The organism is Ciceribacter thiooxidans, assembly GCF_014126615.1.
GTDB lineage: Bacteria > Pseudomonadota > Alphaproteobacteria > Rhizobiales > Rhizobiaceae > Allorhizobium > Allorhizobium thiooxidans.
In genome coordinates, this window is the sequence record NZ_CP059896.1 from 2,667,638 (window position 1) to 2,685,840 (window position 18,203).

General features: G+C 64.0%; 19 protein-coding genes. 8 read left to right on the forward strand and 11 right to left on the reverse strand.

Annotated elements, in window-relative coordinates:
* The first annotated feature begins 105 nt into the window (after positions 1-105).
* Positions 106-1,452: an Nramp family divalent metal transporter gene (locus H4I97_RS13055; protein WP_182305104.1), complete on the forward strand. Its 1,347-nt coding sequence runs from the start codon at positions 106-108 to the stop codon at positions 1,450-1,452.
* A 9-nt stretch (positions 1,453-1,461) separates the two neighbouring features.
* On the opposite strand, the gene H4I97_RS13060 is transcribed toward H4I97_RS13055, so the two are convergent.
* Both H4I97_RS13060 and H4I97_RS13065 read right to left on the reverse strand, forming a co-directional pair.
* Positions 1,462-2,250 (reverse strand): tRNA1(Val) (adenine(37)-N6)-methyltransferase, encoded by a 789-nt coding sequence (locus tag H4I97_RS13060; protein WP_182305105.1) that lies wholly within the window; start codon positions 2,248-2,250, stop codon positions 1,462-1,464.
* A 4-nt stretch (positions 2,251-2,254) separates the two neighbouring features.
* Positions 2,255-2,485 carry a putative signal transducing protein gene (locus H4I97_RS13065; protein WP_182305106.1) on the reverse strand — a complete coding sequence of 77 codons (231 nt, stop codon included), beginning with the start codon at positions 2,483-2,485 and terminating at the stop codon, positions 2,255-2,257.
* Between the two features lie 108 nt (positions 2,486-2,593).
* Between H4I97_RS13065 and H4I97_RS13070 the strand changes: the two genes are divergently transcribed.
* From H4I97_RS13070 to H4I97_RS13090, 5 genes are all read left to right on the forward strand, one after another.
* A complete protein-coding gene (locus tag H4I97_RS13070; protein WP_182305107.1) occupies positions 2,594-3,610 on the forward strand; it encodes a polyprenyl synthetase family protein in 1,017 nt (338 codons plus the stop codon).
* 120 nt (positions 3,611-3,730) lie between these two features.
* The gene (locus tag H4I97_RS13075) at positions 3,731-5,551 is read left to right on the forward strand and encodes a tetratricopeptide repeat protein (RefSeq protein ID WP_182305108.1); all 1,821 of its coding nucleotides are present in this window, start codon (positions 3,731-3,733) and stop codon (positions 5,549-5,551) included.
* A gap of 3 nt (positions 5,552-5,554) precedes the next feature.
* Complete coding sequence (locus tag H4I97_RS13080) at positions 5,555-6,472, forward strand: 4-(cytidine 5'-diphospho)-2-C-methyl-D-erythritol kinase (protein ID WP_182305109.1); 918 nt, start codon at positions 5,555-5,557, stop codon at positions 6,470-6,472.
* Positions 6,469-7,014 (forward strand): molybdenum cofactor biosynthesis protein B, encoded by a 546-nt coding sequence (moaB, locus tag H4I97_RS13085; RefSeq protein WP_182305110.1) that lies wholly within the window; start codon positions 6,469-6,471, stop codon positions 7,012-7,014. Before H4I97_RS13080 ends, moaB begins: the two co-directional genes overlap by 4 nt.
* Before the next feature lie 129 nt (positions 7,015-7,143).
* The gene (locus H4I97_RS13090) at positions 7,144-8,178 is read left to right on the forward strand and encodes a glycosyltransferase family 4 protein (protein WP_182305111.1); all 1,035 of its coding nucleotides are present in this window, start codon (positions 7,144-7,146) and stop codon (positions 8,176-8,178) included.
* 9 nt (positions 8,179-8,187) lie between these two features.
* Here the strand turns inward: H4I97_RS13090 and H4I97_RS13095 are convergent, their stop codons facing one another.
* Positions 8,188-8,715 carry a glycosyltransferase family protein gene (locus H4I97_RS13095; protein WP_182305112.1) on the reverse strand — a complete coding sequence of 176 codons (528 nt, stop codon included), beginning with the start codon at positions 8,713-8,715 and terminating at the stop codon, positions 8,188-8,190.
* A 129-nt stretch (positions 8,716-8,844) separates the two neighbouring features.
* Between H4I97_RS13095 and H4I97_RS13100 the strand changes: the two genes are divergently transcribed.
* Entirely contained in the window at positions 8,845-10,002 is a 1,158-nt protein-coding gene (locus H4I97_RS13100) for a PA0069 family radical SAM protein (RefSeq protein ID WP_182305113.1), read from the forward strand.
* Between the two features lie 222 nt (positions 10,003-10,224).
* Complete coding sequence (locus H4I97_RS13105) at positions 10,225-10,917, forward strand: ribonuclease HII (RefSeq protein ID WP_182305114.1); 693 nt, start codon at positions 10,225-10,227, stop codon at positions 10,915-10,917.
* A 113-nt stretch (positions 10,918-11,030) separates the two neighbouring features.
* Here the strand turns inward: H4I97_RS13105 and H4I97_RS13110 are convergent, their stop codons facing one another.
* The 8 genes from H4I97_RS13110 to H4I97_RS13145 form a co-directional block, all read right to left on the reverse strand.
* The gene (locus H4I97_RS13110) at positions 11,031-11,516 is read right to left on the reverse strand and encodes a F0F1 ATP synthase subunit B (RefSeq protein ID WP_182305115.1); all 486 of its coding nucleotides are present in this window, start codon (positions 11,514-11,516) and stop codon (positions 11,031-11,033) included.
* Between the two features lie 4 nt (positions 11,517-11,520).
* On the reverse strand, positions 11,521-12,153 hold the full coding sequence (locus H4I97_RS13115) for a F0F1 ATP synthase subunit B (protein WP_182305116.1): 633 nt from the start codon (positions 12,151-12,153) through the stop codon (positions 11,521-11,523).
* A gap of 79 nt (positions 12,154-12,232) precedes the next feature.
* Positions 12,233-12,460, reverse strand: a complete 228-nt coding sequence (locus tag H4I97_RS13120) for a F0F1 ATP synthase subunit C (protein ID WP_046796018.1) — start codon at positions 12,458-12,460, stop codon at positions 12,233-12,235.
* Positions 12,461-12,528: 68 nt separating this feature from the next.
* Positions 12,529-13,281, reverse strand: a complete 753-nt coding sequence (locus H4I97_RS13125; protein WP_129334490.1) for a F0F1 ATP synthase subunit A — start codon at positions 13,279-13,281, stop codon at positions 12,529-12,531.
* Positions 13,282-13,325: 44 nt separating this feature from the next.
* Positions 13,326-13,709 carry an AtpZ/AtpI family protein gene (locus H4I97_RS13130; protein ID WP_182305117.1) on the reverse strand — a complete coding sequence of 128 codons (384 nt, stop codon included), beginning with the start codon at positions 13,707-13,709 and terminating at the stop codon, positions 13,326-13,328.
* Positions 13,710-13,976: 267 nt separating this feature from the next.
* A complete protein-coding gene (locus H4I97_RS13135) occupies positions 13,977-15,146 on the reverse strand; it encodes a cell wall hydrolase (RefSeq protein ID WP_244658647.1) in 1,170 nt (389 codons plus the stop codon).
* 160 nt (positions 15,147-15,306) lie between these two features.
* Entirely contained in the window at positions 15,307-17,205 is a 1,899-nt protein-coding gene (locus H4I97_RS13140) for a potassium transporter Kup (RefSeq protein ID WP_182305118.1), read from the reverse strand.
* Between the two features lie 17 nt (positions 17,206-17,222).
* A complete protein-coding gene (locus tag H4I97_RS13145; protein ID WP_378143252.1) occupies positions 17,223-18,197 on the reverse strand; it encodes a magnesium transporter CorA family protein in 975 nt (324 codons plus the stop codon).
* Positions 18,198-18,203: the final 6 nt, after the last annotated feature.

Below are 18,203 nucleotides of genomic sequence, written 5' to 3' on the forward strand. Positions count from 1 at the left end.
ACAATGGCCCGGCCCCCACTCCCCTTGTCAGTCCTCACCTGGCTCTCTAGGTTCCTGCAAATTAGTTTCAATCAAAGAATTGATGCATCGCAAGAAGGAAGCGGGATGACTGACACGGCAGCGCGACCGACGCAGTCGCCCGGATGGCGCAGTGAGCTCGGCGAACCCGCGCTCGCGGAGATCCGCGGCTCGATCGAGGTTCGCAGCAGCCGGCCGTTCTGGCGGCGGGCCCTGGCTTTCCTCGGTCCCGGATATCTGGTCGCGGTCGGCTACATGGATCCCGGCAACTGGGCGACGTCGCTTTCCGGCGGCGCCCGCTACGGCTATACGCTGCTGTTCGTCGTCCTTCTCTCCAGCGTCATGGCGATGTTCCTGCAATCGCTTGCCGCACGGCTTGCCATCGCCACCGACCGCGATCTGGCGCGCGCCTGCCGCGATTCCTATCCCCCACTGGTTGCCTACGGGCTGTGGATCCTCGCCGAGATCGCGATCATCGCGACGGACCTCGCCGAGGTGATCGGCACCGCCATCGGCCTGAAACTCATCTTCGGCATGCCGATCGAGATCGGCGTCATCGTCACGGCGAGCGACGTCTTCCTGGTCCTTTTGCTGCAACGGCTCGGTTTCCGATGGATCGAGGCGTTCGTGATCACGCTCACCGCCGTTATCGGCGCGAGCTTCGCGATCCAGCTTTGGCTCGCCGGGCCGGATGTCAGTGCCGTCACCCGCGGCTTCCTGCCGTCGTCGCAGATCATCGTCGATCCGCAGATGCTCTATATCGCCATCGGCATTCTCGGTGCGACCGTCATGCCGCACAATCTCTATCTCCACTCGGGGATCGTGCAGACGCGCAGATACGATTCGAGCCCGAAAGGCCGGCGCGAGGCGCTCTCCTTCGCCACCATCGATTCCACGCTGGCTTTGATCTTCGCATTGCTCGTCAATGCGGCGATCCTCATCCTCTCCGCGGCGGCCTTCCACACCTCCGGCAATTTCGGGATCGCCGAACTCGGCGACGCACATGCGCTGCTCGCCCCGCTCCTCGGCTCGACCGTGGCGCCCCTCCTGTTCGGCATCGCGCTTCTGTGCAGCGGCCTCAACTCGACAGCGACGGCGACGCTCGCCGGCCAGATCGTCATGGAGGGGTTCGTGCGGATGCGGCTGAAGCCGTGGGTTCGCCGGCTCGCCACGCGGGCGCTGGCAATCGTGCCGGCGGCATTCGTCGCCGTCTGGTACGGCGAGCGCGGCACCGGCGAGCTGCTGATCCTGAGCCAGGTCATACTCAGTCTGCAACTGCCGTTCGCCGTCTTCCCGCTGGTGCTGATCACGGCCAACCGGCGCAAGATGGGCGAACTCGTAGCACCCCGCTGGCTGACCATGGTCGCATTGGCGATGGCGTTCCTCATCACCGTGCTGAACCTTAAGCTCGCCTCCGACTTCCTCATCGGGTGACGACCGGCCCTAGCCCTTGCGCGGATAGGCCCTGCGGCCGTTGTTCAGGTCGTCGACGCCGGCCGAGAAGGCGTGGCTCTCGGGATCGTCGTGCATCAGGAGGGGCGAACGGAACGCAAGGCGTGCCCGCGATCCCTTGATTGCCGTTACCAGAATGCGCACCGCATTCTCGCCGCCGCGCGGATAGACCGGCGTGATCTCGACGCCGCCGAAGCGGCGGCCACAGGCGTCGATGATCTCCGCCACCGACTCCGGGCGGGCGATCAGCGACAGCTGCCCGCCGGGCACCATGATCGCGCCGGCGGTGCGAATCCAGGCTTCGAAGAGCCCTCCGGTCATCGCATGGGCTTCCGCCCTCAGGCTGTCTGGCGTGCGGCGGTCGCGCCCGTCATTGAAGGGTGGGTTCATGATCACATGGTGGAAACTGTCGTCGGCAAGGCCTGCCGCGACTCTCGCTCTTCCCGTCAGCGTGACATCGGCCTCGACGAGGTCGACGCGCGGGGCGATTGCGGCATTTTCCGGCAACGCCAGGCTCTTTGCGGCATAGGCGAGCATTTCCGCCGAACGTTCGACGAGCGTGACTTCAGCTTCCGCAAGCCGGGCAGCGACCGCAAGCCCCGCCGCGCCGGCGCCGGCACCGAGGTCTGCAAGCCGGAACGGACCGGCATGGTCGACGAGTGCGGCAAGCAGCATCGCGTCCATACCCGCACGGTGGCCACGGCCCTTCGGCTGCACGAGATAAAAGCGGCCGCGATGGAAGGCGTCGACCGTCTCGGCGACCCCTGTGGCAACCGTCATCGGGTCAATCCTTCTGGTTGCGCAACTCGTCTGCGAGGCCGGCGTCCACCAGGATCTTGCGCGCCTCGTCCGCCCGGCCGTCCTCGACCAGCAGCCGGCGCGGCAGCATGCCGAGCGATCCTTCGAGTACGCTCATCGACTGGTCGGCGACCATGCAGGCGATTCCGGCGTCCTTCATCAGGCTTTCGGCGAAGGACAGCAGGACCGGATCGTTGCTACGGATCATCTCGTACATTTTGCTAAAAAACCTCGCCGATTAGAGCACGTGGAGCCATTTCGCCTCTTGCCGTCGCAGGCGCCACTTTTTATGGTCGGCCCAGCTTTGAAACAGGAGTCCGGTGCGTTGGGCGTAGTCATACCGCTTGAGGAAAACAAAAACAAACAGGCGTCCGTCAAGCCGCTGGTCGATCTCACCAAGGCCGGCATGGAACGGGTCAATCAGCTGATCCTCTCGAAGGCCGGTTCCGACGTGCAGATGATTCCCGAGGTCGCCAACCACCTGATCTCCTCCGGTGGCAAGCGGCTACGCCCGATGCTGACGCTCGCCTCGGCTGCGATGTTCGACTATGCCGGCGACGGCGACGTCAAGCTCGCGACCAGCGTCGAATTCATGCACACGGCAACGCTTCTCCACGACGACGTGGTCGACGAGAGCGACCTGCGCCGCGGAAAATCCACGGCACGCATGATCTGGGGCAACCAGGCGAGCGTGCTCGTCGGCGACTTCCTGCTCGGACAGGCCTTCCGCATGATGGTCGAGGTCGGCTCGCTGGAAGCGCTCGACGTGCTTTCTGCCGCAGCCTCGATCATCGCCGAGGGCGAGGTGCTGCAGCTTTCCGTCGCCAAGAACATGGAGACGACGGAAGACGATTATCTCGAGGTGATCCGCGCCAAGACGGCGGCACTCTTCGCGGCCGCCGCAGAAGTCGGTCCGATCGTCGCCGGCGCCGATCGCGCCGGGCGGAACGCTCTGAAATCCTACGGCATGAATCTCGGCCTCGCCTTCCAGCTCGTCGACGACGCGCTCGATTACGGCGGCAAGGCCTCCGAACTCGGCAAGAATGTCGGCGACGACTTCCGCGAGGGCAAGATCACCCTGCCGGTCATCCTCGCCTACCGCCGCGGCACGCCGTCGGAGCGCGAGTTCTGGCGCGAGGCGATCGAGGGTGGCCAGAACGACGATGCGCGGCTCGAAAAGGCGCTCGGCCTCATCTCCAAGTACGGCGGCCTCAGCGACACGATCACCCGCGCACTGCATTACGGCACGATCGCCCGCGACGCGCTAGCGCCGCTGCCGGATACGGCATGGAAATCGGCGCTGCTCGACGTGATCGATTTCTGCATCGCTCGCGTTAATTGACCGGCGACCGGCATTGCCTTGCGGCTGTGCTTCAAAAAAGCCATTCTGTACGTGAATCGTCTCGACGGATGACAGTTTTCGGCCGGATCGTTCCGGCTATCTTTGTTGAAAGGCTCGTTCATGCGGCAAAGTCTTGCCCTTCGTCTGATCACCGGGACCGCCGTGGCGCTCCTGCTGTCGCTGTCGCCCGCCATGGTTGCGAACGCGCAGACGGAAACCGCTCCCGCTTCCGAGGGGGAGACATTCGATCCCGCCATCGCCGATACGTTTTCCGGCGCATTCCTCGCCGGTAGGGTGGCCGATGCCGAACGGGACTATGACGTCGCCATCCCGCTCTACAAGAAGGCCCTGGCGCTGACCCCCGGCGATGTGGAAATCCGCGAACGCCTGATGATTGCGCTGTTCATGAACGGCGACTTCGACGAGGGCGTGAAATTCGCCAACGATCTGAAGAGCGACGTCGCCGTCGAACGGGTGACGACGGTCGCCCGTGGCCTCGAGGCGATCCGCAGCCGTGAATTCACCACCGCGGAAAAGATCCTGAAGTACCAGGGTCCGAACGATCTGGACCGGCTGATGAACTCGCTTCTGCTCGCCTGGACGAAGGTCGGCGCCGGCGACGGCAAGAAGGCGCTCGCCATGGTGGAAGGCCTCGAAGGCCCGGACTGGTACGGCATCTTCAAGCGCTACAATGCCGGCGTGATCGCCCTGCTGACCGGCGATACGGATGCTGCGCGGCGCAACCTCAACGAGGCGGTCACCGACCGCGAGGGTGGCGCCACCGCGCCCGATACCTTCGTGCGGGCGGTCATGTCGCTGGCGGCACTCGAAGCCAAGCAGGGCAACAAGCAGAAGGCGCTCGACGCGATCGCCGCCGGTGACGCTCTCGTCGGAAACTTCGCACCCTTCAAGGCGCTGCGCGACCACATCTCCAAGGGAGAGCCCGTCGAACCCGTGGTGACCAATGCCACGGAAGGTGCGGCCGGCGTTCTCTTCTCGATCGGCGGCGCGCTGAACCGCGACGGCGCGGAAGAGACCGTGACGCTCTATCTTCAGCTTGCCCATGCACTGGAGCCGAAGAGCGCCGACACGCTGATCCTGCTCGGCGGCCTCGCCGAGAAGCTCGAACGGCCAGAGCGGGCGATCGGCTTCTACCAGCAAGTCCCGGCGAAGTCGCCGATGCGGCGCATCTCCGAACTGCAGCTCGGCCTGACGCTCGCCGAGACCGGCAAGGTGGAAGAGGCCCGCAAGCATCTGAAGTCGCTGATCGAGTCCGATCCGAGCGACATCCGCAGCTATCTCGCCTACGGAAGCGTGCTTTCCGAAGCGAAGGACTACGCCGCGATGGCCGACAACTACGACAAGGCGGTCGAGGTGATCGGTCCGAAACCCGGCCGCGGCGACTGGTCGGTCTTCTTCCAGCGCGGTATCGCCTATGAGCGGCTGAAGCAGTGGGAAAAGGCGGAACCGAATTTCCGCAAGGCGCTCGAGCTCAATCCCGAACAGCCGCAGGTGCTCAACTATCTCGGCTATTCCTGGGTCGACATGAACCGCAATCTCGGCGAGGGTCTCGAGATGATCCGCAAGGCGGTCGAGCTCAGACCCGACGACGGCTATATCGTCGATTCGCTCGGCTGGGCCTATTTCCGCATGAGCCGTTTTGACGAGGCCGTGACCGAGCTGGAACGGGCGGCGGAGCTGAAGGCCGGCGACGCGACGATCAACGACCATCTCGGCGACGCCTACTGGCGTGTCGGGCGCAAGCTCGAAGCCACATACCAGTGGAAGCGCGCACTCGCCTCCGATCCGGAGAAGGACCAAGTCGCCAAGATCCAGGCGAAGATCGACAAGGGCCTGCCGCCGCTTGCAGCCGATGCGGCGAAGGCGGCCCCGGAAGCCGATCCCGAGCCGCCGCGGACGGAAACCGACAAGAAGTCGTAATCCATGTCCCCCGCCGGGCCCGTGATCTCAGCCGGGGTCGTCGAGGCGGCACCGGCCAAGATCAATCTCGCGCTGCATGTCACCGGGCGGCGCGAGGATGGCTATCACTTGCTCGACAGCATCGTGACCTTTGCCGAAGCGGGGGACCGGCTGACCTTTGCTGCCGCATCCGAGGACAGTCTTTCGCTCTCCGGCCGCTTCGGCGCGGCGCTTGCGGCCGATCCGAAAGGAACCGGTGACAATCTCGTCACGAAGGCCCGCGACCTCCTGCGCGAGGCATTGCATCACCGCGGGCTGGATACGCTCCCCGTCGAGATAACGCTCGAAAAGAATCTGCCGATCGCGTCTGGAATCGGCGGCGGCTCCGCCGACGCCGCGGCAACACTGCGCGGCCTGCTGCGGCTGTGGAATGCGGACCTGCCCGCGAGCGAACTGGCAGCGATCGCGCTCCGCCTCGGCGCGGACGTTCCCATGTGCCTCGCGTCGCGGCCGCTCCGCGCGAGCGGCATCGGCGAGGCGATCACACCCCTCCCCGGAATGCCGTCCTTCGCCATGGTGCTCGCCAATCCGCTGAAGGCAGTCTCGACGCCGGAGGTTTTCCGCCGGCTCGAGAAGAAAGACAACCCGCCGATTTCCTCGCCTCCGCCGGTCGCGGACCGCGAGGCATGGGTCGCATGGCTTTCCACCCTCCGCAACGATCTGGAAGCACCTGCGCGTGCACTGCTGCCGGAGATCGGCCGCGTCTGCGACATGCTTGCGGAGAGCGGCGGCGATCTCGTGCGGATGTCCGGCTCGGGCGCCACCTGCTTTGGCCTCTACGGCGATTATGCCGCGGCCGAAGCAGCCGTCAGCCACCTTTCGCGCCAGCAGTCTCGCTGGTATTTTCAAGCGACCCGAACAATTGCAGGAGAGACTTCATGACCCGGCTCGACGAGACACGACCCTTCATTCCCGTCGGGATCGCCGTGCTCACGGTTTCGGACACGCGCACTGCGGCCGACGACAAATCGGGCGACACGCTTGTTTCGCGGATCACCGAGGCCGGCCATCGGCTGGTCGACCGGGCGATCGTTCCCGACGACCGTGACCGCATCTACAACCAGGTGCAGGCCTGGACGCTGTCGCAGGAGATCGACGTCGTCATCACCACTGGCGGAACCGGCTTCACCGGCCGCGATGTGACGCCCGAAGCGCTGGAGCCGCTGTTCGAAAAGCGGATGGACGGTTTTTCCGAAGTCTTCCACCGGCTCTCCTACGACAAGATCGGCACCTCGACGATCCAGTCGCGCGCCACCGGCGGCGTCGCCAACGCGACCTACATCTTCGTCCTGCCCGGCTCACCCGGCGCCTGCAAGGATGCATGGGACGGCATCCTGAAATGGCAGCTCGACTACCGCCACATGCCGTGCAATTTCGTGGAAATCATGCCGCGACTCGACGAGCATCTGCGCCGCGGCGGCTGACAGCGGGGAGTTTCCCGCAACACGCCGTGGACCGATTTCTTAACGGCCACCGGCTTATCCTTCCGGCGCCGGACATTTCGTCCACGCCGGTCGAGGCATCCGCTATTCGTGTGCCGAGGAGAAGAGCCGATGAAAGTTGCCGTGAATGCCCGCGCCACTGATTTCAAGATCGGCGGTCAGCAGCGTGCCGCGATGGAAGTGCTGAAGCGCATCCCTACCGTCCATCGAGTGACGCCCGGGAGGCCGCTCGGAGGAATGAAAGGCCACTTTTGGGAACAGGCGGCGTTACCGCTGAGGACGGCAGGGCAACTGCTCTGGTCGCCGTCGGCTACCGGGCCGGTTATCAAGCACAATCAAGTCGTGACACTGCACGACACGGCATTTCTCGACCTGCCGCAATTCTTCGCGCCGAAGTTCGTCGCCTTCTACGAGCGGCTGCTGCCGGTGCTGGTCAGGAGGGTCGCCAAGGTGGTCACGGTCTCGCAGTTCTCCCGCCACAGGATCGCGGCGACGCTCAGTCTCGACGCCGAGCGCATCATGGTGATCGAGAACGGCGTGAGCACACAGTTCCGGCCCTACTGTGCCGATGACATCGCCAGAACCCGCATCGCGCTCGACCTGCCGGAACGATACATCCTATTGCAGGCGACCGCCGACAAGCGCAAGAATCACACCCGTGCCCTGCTCGCCTGGGAAGAGGCGCAGAAATCGCTACCTCACGAGATCGAGCTCGTGGTTTCCGGCAATCCCGACCGCAGCCACGTCTTCGGGACTCCGGAAGCCCTGCCAGAGACTGGCCGAACCCGTTTCATCGGCTATGTCGATGAAGCACACATGGGACCGTTGATGGCGGGCGCGGAAGTATTCCTCTTTCCGTCGCTTTACGAAGGCTTCGGCATTCCGATCGTCGAGGCCATGAGTTGCCGCACGCCGGTTCTGACTTCGGCCGCGACGGCGACCAAGGAGATCGCGGAGGACGCAGCCCTCCTGGTCGATCCCTACTCGAGCGAAGAGATCGCACGTGGAATCGTCACGCTCGCAAGCGACGCTGCCCTGCGCGAGAGCCTCGTCGAACGCGGCATCGGCGTCGCTGCGAAATATTCATGGGATACGGTGGCGCTCAAATACAGGCGCCTGTTCGAGGAACTCGGCGCGACGCTCTGACAGCACCTTTCACGCCGTCGAGCGCCGGTTCTGCCTTGCAACCCAGGACGGCACGAGTTCGCTCGACAGCCGCTGTGCCTTCCGGCCGCGGGCGATGTGGTCGAGGTCGCCGGCCGATGTCGCCGCCGCGAGCGCCTCGCCCTTCGTCATCAGCAGGCCCTGCTCAAGAGGCGGGCGACGGCCGATCCGTTGCAAGAACGGCCGGCGGTGGAGACGCGAGGCCGAGAATTGTGCCGGCTTGCGCGACGAGGCGACGTATTCGCAAATCTCCTCGATCCAGCCGCTCTGCGGCCTTGCGCCCGGTTCGACCAGGAGTATCCAGTCGCCGCGGGCGGAATTCAGGATATCCGCCATTTTCCACTGCCTGTAAAACCGGCAACCCGCGGCCTCGGCCAAGCGCGCCGTTCCGTCGCTCGAACCGTGGTCGAGCACGACCACATCGCTGACGAGGCCGTCGATCGCGCCGGCGACGAGCACGGCGAGCGTCTGCGCAAGCTCCGGTTCCTGGTCCCGGCATTCCATGATGACAGTCAACATGGCACGACATTATCGCCTTGCCCAAAATATTGCCACTGCGACATTTCGCATTTTTGTTCTTGTAATGTTCTCCTTTTCGCGCTAGGAATCTATTCATCGAACGGGGCTCCGGCCCCTCTGGAGCCTACAATGAACGAATTGTCTCTTGTGGCGCAGGCTGCCTTCCAGCCTGCCAATACGGCGGATATTGCCGATGCTCTGGTGAATTCGTCGGGCCTTCGGGTCGACATCCAGCGGCGGCGTGGGCGCGGCGCGGGCATGAACCCCGGCGGCCGGTTCGAACCGACCGAGCGGGTCGCCTATGACGACGGCTGGACGACACTCGAGGACATGCCGCCGTTCCGGACGGAAGTGCAGGTGGAAAAGCCGCGCACGGCGATCACCCGCAACGAGTCGCCGGACATTCCCTTCGATCGCTCGGTGAACCCCTATCGCGGTTGCGAACACGGCTGCATCTACTGCTTCGCACGGCCGACGCACGCCTATATGGGCCTCTCGGCGGGTCTCGATTTCGAAAGCAAGCTCTTCGCCAAGCCGGATGCTCCGCGGCTCCTCGAACGGGAGCTCGCCAAGCCCGGCTACAAGCCGCGGACGATCGCGATCGGCACCAATACCGACCCCTACCAGCCGATCGAACGCGAATGGCGGATCATGCGACAGGTGCTCGAAGTGCTGCAGAAGGCGAACCATCCGGTCGCCATCGTCACCAAGTCGGCGCTGATCACCCGCGACATCGACATCCTCGCGGCGATGGCCGAGAAGGGGCTGGCGAAGGTCGCGATCTCGGTGACGACGCTCGACCGCAAGCTGGCGCGGACCATGGAGCCGCGCGCTTCCACCCCGACGCGACGGCTCGAGGCGATCCGCCGGCTGTCGGAGGCCGGCATTCCGACGGCGGTGATGATGGCGCCGGTGATCCCGGCACTCAACGACCACGAGATCGAGCGGGTGCTCGATTCCGGCAAGGCCGCAGGCGCATGCGAGGCGAGCTACGTCCTGCTCCGCCTGCCCCTGGAGGTGAGCCCGCTCTTCCGCGACTGGCTGCTGCAGAACTATCCCGATCGTTACCGGCACGTGATGTCGCTGGTCCGCTCGATGCGTGGCGGCAAGGACTATGATGCCGAATTCGGCAAGCGGATGAAGGGCGCGGGTCCGTATGCCTGGCAGATCAGCCGGCGCTTTGAAATGGCGACGAAACGGCTGGGGCTCGGGCGGCGCAGCATGCAGTTGCGCGACGATCTCTTTGTGCCGCCGAACGGCAGCGGCGTGCAGCTGTCGCTGCTCTGAAACAGAGTCCGGCGTGGCGGGAAGCTTTTCTCGCCGTGCCCTGCCCCGGACGACGCCGCCTCCGCGTCGCCTGGGGCCAGCCATTTGCTTTCCGGCGCGGGTTGCCCCCCTATCCCCACGCGCCGGATAAGTCCCCGGAGCCGCACCGGATGCGGGACATAGTGTCCCTTATCCGGGCCGGGGACTTGCAGGAAGTCGGGTCGGCGTGCGATCACTGCCGCCATGAAGCGTCGCACGCCGCCCGATTCTCCAGGCCTTTTCGCCAACCTGCCAGCCGGACCCGATTTCGAGCTGGAACGGTTGGCCGTCCGTGAGGGCTATTCCGGGATCGCCGGAACCGACGAGGCGGGCCGCGGACCGCTGGCCGGACCGGTCGTGGCCGCGGCGGTGATCCTCGATCCGGCCAACATTCCACCCGGCCTCAACGATTCCAAGAAGCTGACCGCCGTACAGCGGGAGACGCTGTTCGAGACGATCCTCTCCTGCGCAACCGTCTCCGTCGCCTCGTCCTGTGCACGCCACATCGACAGCCGCGACATCCGCAAGGCGAGCCTCGATGCGATGCGGCGGGCCGTCGCGGGGCTCGCGCTGCCGGCCGGCTTCGTGCTGACGGACGGACGCGACGTACCCGACGGGCTTTCCTGCCGAGGCAAGGCCGTCGTCAAGGGCGATGCCCGCTCCTTCTCGATCGCCGCGGCGTCGATCGTCGCGAAGGTCACCCGCGACCGCATGATGGCGCGCGCTGCAAGCGTATTTCCCCATTACGGCTTCGAGGCCCATGCGGGCTATGGCACAGAGAAGCACCGCATGGCGATCGCGCTCCACGGCCCCTGCCTTCTGCACCGGATGAGTTTCCGGCCGTTCCGCGTCGACGGCGACGAGGAGAACGAGCTCGAGGTCGAGATCGCTCTCTGAACACCGGGGAACTCCGGGCGCGGCGCGGCCCGAACCGCGATGTCCTCCATTGAAATTCACGCAAAAAAAAGCCGGGACAAAGCCCGGCTTTCTCGATGTCTTGTCTGGTCGCCTTACTGCAGGCGGGCCTTGACCTCGCCAAGGGCGCTCTTGATCAGATCGTCCTGAACGGCGGCGTCGGCCTTCTTGACGATGATCGTCTCGGCCGCTGCGACCGCGAGATCGACGGCTGCGGCGCGGACGGCGTTGATCGCGTCCGTCTCGGCCTGCTTGATCTTCTGTTCGGAGAGCGCGTTGCGGCGCGCCACGAACTCTTCGGTCTTCTGCTTGGCCTCGGCGGTCAGCATGGCAGCCTCGCGCTCGGCGGCGGCGACGATGCCCGCGGCTTCGGCTTCGGCTTCCTTGCGCTTGCGCTGGTATTCGGCCAGCACGTGCTGGGCCTCTTCGCGCAGGCGCTTGGCTTCGGCCAGTTCGTCACGGATCTTGTCGGCCCGTTCGTCGAGCGACTTGGTGACCATGCCCGGAACCTTGAGGTAGATCACCAGGGCGAGGAAGAGGACGAGGCCGACGAAAGCGAAGAATGTTGCGTCGAATTGCATGGGATCAGCCCTCCTGCTTGCCGGTCAGGGACGCGACGGCCGACTTGACGTCGGTCTTGGCGACCTTGGCACCGATCAGCTTGTCGACGATGGCAGTCACCGTGTCGCCGGCAATGGCGTCGACTTCGGCGAAGGCCTTCGCCTTGATGTCGGCGATCCGGGCTTCGGCGGCTGCGACCTTGCCGGCGAGTTCCGCCTCGATGGCGGTCCGTTCGGCATCGGCCTTGGCCTTGGCGGCATCTCGAGCTTCGGATGCAATCTGTCCGGCTTTTGCCTTCGCAGCGCTGAGTTCCCGTTCGTAGGTCTCGATGGCCGCATCGGCCTCGGACTTCAGGCGGGCAGCCTCGTCGAGATCCTGGGCGATCCGGTCATGCCGGTTTTCCAGGATGCCGCCGACGCGCGGCACGATGACCTTCTGCATGAGCATGTAGAAAAGGCCGAACGTGATCACCAGCCACAGAAGCTGTGACGGATAGGTGGTCTGGTCGAATGGCGGGAAAACGCCACCGCCGTGGCCCGCTTCGGAGGGGACGCCAGTCTCCGTGTGGAGTTCACCCGTCTGAGGGGCGACGCCGGTCTCCGTTTGGGTCTGTCCCTCTGCCGGCGCTTCCTCGGCATAGGCGGGGGTCACAAACATGCTCACCTCCAGGTGTACTGCGAATGCGAAGGATCACGGCCGCCACAGGGCGTGCCGTGATCCCGTACCTCAGCCGATATCAGACGGCGAACAGGAGGAGGAGAGCGATGAGCAGCGAGAAGATGCCCAGAGCTTCCGTAACGGCGAAGCCGAATACCAGACGGCCGAACTGGCTGTCAGCGGCAGACGGGTTACGCAGCGCGCCGGACAGGTAGTTGCCGAAGATGTTGCCGAGGCCCAGAGCCGTGCCGGCCATGCCAAAGCAAGCCAAACCTGCGCCGATGAACTTTGCTGCTTCCGCTTCCATGAATGAACTCCTTCGAATGGGTTGTTGCGGCGAATGACTGGCGCCCGAGAGCACCAATGTGGTTATCCTTAGTGCCCGCCCGGGTGAATTGCGTCGTTGAGGTACATGCAAGTCAGCACCGCAAAGACGTAAGCCTGCAGGAAGGCGACGAGGAACTCGAGACCGGTCAACGCGACGGTCATGATCAGCGGCAGGACGGCGCCACCGATGCCAAGGGCGCCAAGGGTTCCGAGCGAGGCGACGAAGCCTGCGAACACCTTGAGCGTGATGTGGCCTGCCAGCATGTTGGCGAACAGACGCACGGAAAGCGAAATCGGGCGGGACAGGAACGAGATGATTTCGATCGCCACGACCAGCGGAAGAAGCGCACCCGGCACACCGCTCGGGACGAAAAGATTGAGGAAGTGCAGGCCGTGCTTGTAGAAGCCGTAGACCAACACGGTGCCGATGACGAAGATCGCGAGCGCGAAGGTCACGATGATTTGACTCGTCACGGTGAAGAAGTAGGGCATCATGCCGAGCAGGTTCGCGGTCAGCACGAACATGAACAGCGAGAAGACCATGGGGAAGAACTTCATGCCGTGGCTGCCGGCGCCCTCCCTCAGCATCGAGGCGATGAACTCGTAGGACATTTCGGCGACCGACTGCATGCGGGTCGGGATCAGGCCGCGGCTCGAAGTCGAGAAGTAAAGGAAGCCGGACGCGGCAGCGACCGTCGCAACCATGAACAGCGAAGAATTGGTAAAGGAAAAGTCAATCCCGCCGATCTCGATCGGTACAATCTTCTGAACCAGGAACTGATGGGTCGGATCGTTTGACACCTTCGGGTCTCTTTCGCTCTGGCCCGCCGTTGACGGGCATTTCCTTACCTTTGATCCGAACGGCTGTCGCCGTCCTGACGCTCGTTTTTCGCCTGCGCGGCACGGTCCGCCGGATGCGGCGTCGAAACCATGCCCGCCGAACGAAGGACGTTCAGCACACCGGCACAGAAACCGAGCAGCAGCAGTACGATCATGCCCCACGGTGCCGTGCCGACAAAACGGTCGAAGAGATAGCCGAGAAGTGCACCGACGACGATCGCGGAAATGAACTCGCTGGAGAGTTTCATCGCCTGAGCATACCCCTTGCGGCTCTGCTCGGCGCTCTTCTCTGCAGCCTCTTCGATCCCCGCTTCCTGCTTCCTCTCCGCCAGTTCGGCAGCCAGGCGCTTGCGACGCTCTTCCAAACCCTCTCCGCGGTTGTCAGTCATGGTTTCCTCGCCTCCATTTCAGCCTCAGCAGGCCGTTTCGGGCCTGTCACGAATGTAGAAACGGTGGGATTTATACCCTTCCGACCCGTTTTGAAGTCGCGCGCACCATAATTTTAGGTGTTCACATAGTCAAGGCACTGACTACGCTTGTTTCACCACAAATTAACGTCGGAAAATCATATACTTAAGTTGAACGCGACGAATCCGCCCGCCAATCCGGCCGGGAATCGCGCAACGGCAGGCCGGAGCGCCCGCATCTTTGAGGGCTCAGCTCCACCCGCCGCCATAGGTGCGGTAGAAGACATGGAGACCGATGCGTCCGACCTTCTTCATCGTCTTTGCCCAGGCCGGGCGGACGTAAAGGGCGTGATAATGGGTGGCCGATCCCACCTCCGGCAGCCAGATCTTGCCGGCCGTCACGGCCATGGCGACCTCGCGTGCGACCTTCCAGTGATACTTGGAGTTCACCCGGTCACGGATATTGTCGCAGGCAAAGGAAAACTGGCAGCGGTTGCGCCAGTCCTCATTTTGATAGACGACGCCGCAGATGGTGTCGGGATAAGCCGGATTGCGCACGCGGTTCAGGATCACCTGAGCGACCGCCGCCTGTCCCTTCACCGACTCGCCGCGCGCCTCGAAATAGATGCCGGAGGCGAGGCATTGCTGTTCGCGTGCGGAGAAGACCTCCGGCGGCAGCACCGAGGCGGCCCAGGCGTGATCGTCGGGACCGATCTCCGGCCGGAAACGTCCGGCCTGCTGTTTTTCCGCGAGAATGGCGTCGAATGGCGAAACGCGCGCGAAGTCGGGCTCGGCGGGCGCATAGGCGGTCGCAAGCACGTCGGCGTTACGGTTGGTGACGAGATCGGCGAGCATCGACGGCACGGCCAGATCAGTCTTTGGCTCCTTCTTGAAGTAGAAGCTCGCGAGATCGACCTTCTTCGGCTTGGCGCGGGCAAAGGCGGTGAGGTCTCCCGGGACCTCCTTCGGGGAAAACAGGAAACTCGTGCGCTGGAGGATGGACCCGGCCGTGAACGCCTTCGGCGGCAGCATCGGCTCCACGGCGACGATGCGTCCCTTCTTCAGGCCGCGGGTCACCCGCGCTTCGTCGGGAAGTGCTTCCGTCACCTTCGTGCCGTCATCGAGAGCGATCTTGCGTCCGTCGGGGAGAAGGATGCCGGCGTCGGAGGCGATCGACGCGACCTGCGGCGCCTCGCCGAAACTCAGCTCCGCCTGGTGGATCGAACCTGCAGGCGAAGCCGTCAGCACCATCCGCCACTGGCTGCCGCCGAAATCGGTTCCAGCGATGAGCCCCGCGAGGTCGGCCCTTGCAGCCACGGAGGGAAAGATCAGCCAGGCAACGAAGCCCAGCACGGCGGGCGATTTCCATTTTTCGAAGCGGAAAGCGGCTTTGTGGCGAATCTGGCTTGTGGCACGCAAGACCGGAACTCCATACGCAACATCGGTTTACATTAGAAAAACCTCTCATGTTAACCTTGATGATCGGTTAATGGCCGGGCCGGGGGCGTGCGACATCGACGCGAAAGCCGGGCCAATGCCGGCTTTCGCCTGTCGCGAAGCTGCGATGCTGCGGAAAATCTCAGATGATGACGTGCGCGCCGAGCTCGACCACCCGGTTCGCCGGCAGGCGGAAATAGTCCGAAGGGTCGGCGGCGACATTGGCGAGCGCGATATAGAGCCTGTCCTGCCAGTAAGGCATCCCCGACTTCGCATCCGGCACCAGCTTGCGGCGGCCGAGATAGAAGGAGGTCGACATGATGTCGAACTTCAGCCCACCGCGACGAAGGCTCGCCAGCGCCTTGGAAACGTTCTGGGTCTCCATGAAGCCGAAGCGGATTTCCACGCGCGAGAAGCGATCCGAGATCGGTTCCACCAGGAAGCGCTCGGCCTCGCCTGCCCGCGGACGGCTCACCGTCTTGATCGTCAGAATGATGTTGCGCTCGTGCAGCACGTGGTTGTGCTTCAGGTTATGGAGAAGTGCCGCAGGCGCGGTCTCCGGATCGCTGGTCAGGAAGACCGCAGTGCCAGCGACGGCGACGGGCGGATGTTCGCTCTTCTCGAGCGAGGCGACGAAGGGCAGGAGCGGCACGTCGCTGTGGCGGGTCTTGGCGAAGAGGATCGCGGTGCCGCGCCGCCAGGTCCACATGACGACGGTGAAGCCGGTCGCAAACAGCACCGGCACATAGCCGCCGTCGTGGATCTTGAACATGTTGGCGCCGAGGAAGACCAGTTCCAGGCAGAGCAGCGGCAGCAGGACAATGGTGGCGACCACCCGCGACCAGTTCCAGCGGATGCGAACGAATTCGAAGGCCATGATCGTCGTCACGACCATCGCGCCGGTCACGGAAATACCATAGGCGGTGGCAAGTGCCTCTGAGCTCTCGAAGAGCAGGACGAGGCCGAGCACGCCGATCAGAAGCACGGCATTGACGGACGGCAGATAGATCTGGCCGGTGTGCGTTTCCGAAGTGAAGAGGATCTGCATCCGCGGCAGGAAGCCGAGGTGGATCGCCTGGCGCACGAGCGAGAAGGCACCGGTGATCACCGCCTGGCTGGCAATGATGGTCGCAGCCGTCGCGAGGATCACCATCGGCAGCAGCGCCCAGTCGGGGAACATGAGGAAGAAGGGGTCGGATGCCGTCTCGGGATGCTTGAGCACCAGCGCCCCCTGCCCCAGATAATTGAGCACCAGCGCCGGGAAGACGAGCACGAACCAGGCGAGCTGGATCGGCTTGCGGCCGAAATGGCCGAGGTCGGCATAAAGCGCTTCCGCCCCGGTGACCGTCAGGAACACCGCCCCCAGCACGACGACTCCCAGGAATTGCTCCCGCCAGAGGAAGCTGACGGCGTACCAGGGGTTGAAGGCGGCGAAGATACCGAGATCGTCGGAGATATGCAGAAGCCCTCCGAGCGCCATGGCGATGAACCACAGTACGGTGATCGGCCCGAAGAATTTCGCCACGACGCCCGTACCGTGAGACTGAACGGTGAATAGGCCGAAGAGAATGCCGACGGAGATGAGAACGATGTAATCCGCGGACTGCGGCACGGCGAGCTTCAGGCCTTCGACGGCGGAGAGAACCGAGAGCGCCGGCGTGATCATCGCGTCGCCGAGGAAGAGAGCGGCACCGACCAGCCCGAGAAACATAAGCACGGTCGTATGGCGTCCGGCATGTTTCATCAACAGGGCAAGCAGCGACAGCGTGCCGCCTTCGCCGTCGTTGTCGGCCCGCAGGAGGAACAGTACGTATTTCAGCGTGACGATGATGGTCAGAGCCCAGATCATCAGCGAGATGATGCCGATGATCTCCACACGCGTGATTCCGTCGTGGCTGACGGGCTTCAGCGCCTCACGGAATGCATAGAGCGGACTGGTGCCGATGTCGCCGTAGACGACGCCGACGGAACCGATCGCAAGGCCGAGGAGGCGACGCAAGTCCTTGCCCTCAGCGGGCAGAGCCGAATGGGTATCAGGCATGTTTTGATCCAGGCTCTTCAGAGCCAGCCTTTCCAGCGGAAAAACAGGAACGGAATGACGGCCGACAGCAGCATCAGCATAAGTGCGAGAGCATAGCCGTAGTTCCAGCTCAGTTCGGGCATGAATTGAAAGTTCATCCCGTAGACGGATGCGACGAGGGTCGGCGGGAGGAAGACGACCGACGCGATCGAGAAGATCTTGATGATGGCATTCTGTTCGACATTGATGAGCCCAAGCGACGCATCGAGCATGAAGGTGATGTTGCTCGATACGAACGCCGCGTGCTCGGACAGCGACTGGACGTCGCGGCTGACGATCCGCAGGAGCTCGCCAGCCTCCTGGTCATGGCGCATCAGGGGAAGCGCCCGGAAGAACGAGACGAGACGCGAAAGCGAGACGAGGCTGTCGCGGGTCTTGCTGACGAGGCGCTGGTGGCCGGCGATATCGATCAGCTTGTCCTCGAGGTAGCGCGGCGGTCGGCGTTTCGCGGTCTTCTGGTCGACGAAGACGTCCGCGGCAAGGGCGTCGATCCGTGCGACGGTGACTTCGAGGATCTCGGCCGTGCGGTCGGCGATCGTCTCGAGGAGACGCGCCATGAACTCGGCGCCGGTGCGGTAACGGACCCCCGTGCGATGCAGGGCAGAGGTGAACAGCACAAAGGATTTCGGCTCGGCATAGCGGATCGTAACGAGCCGGTTGCCGGAGAGGATGAATGCCACGTCCGTGAGCTCAGGGAGGCCTGTTTCGACCTTCCAGACCAGCGACGCCGTCATGTAAACGCCGCCTTCCTCCACGTAGAGTCGGCTCGACGGTTCGATGTCCTTCAGCTCGTCCCGGGTCGGCAAGGGAATGCCGAGCAGTCCCTCGACCAGCAACTCCTCCTCGCGGTCGGGATTGACCAGGTCGAGCCAGAGAATGTCGGGATCGAGGCTCTGCGGCGCATTGCCCGGCAGGATAATTTCCGCATCTCCGCGGTTGCGGCACGCTCTGATCAATCG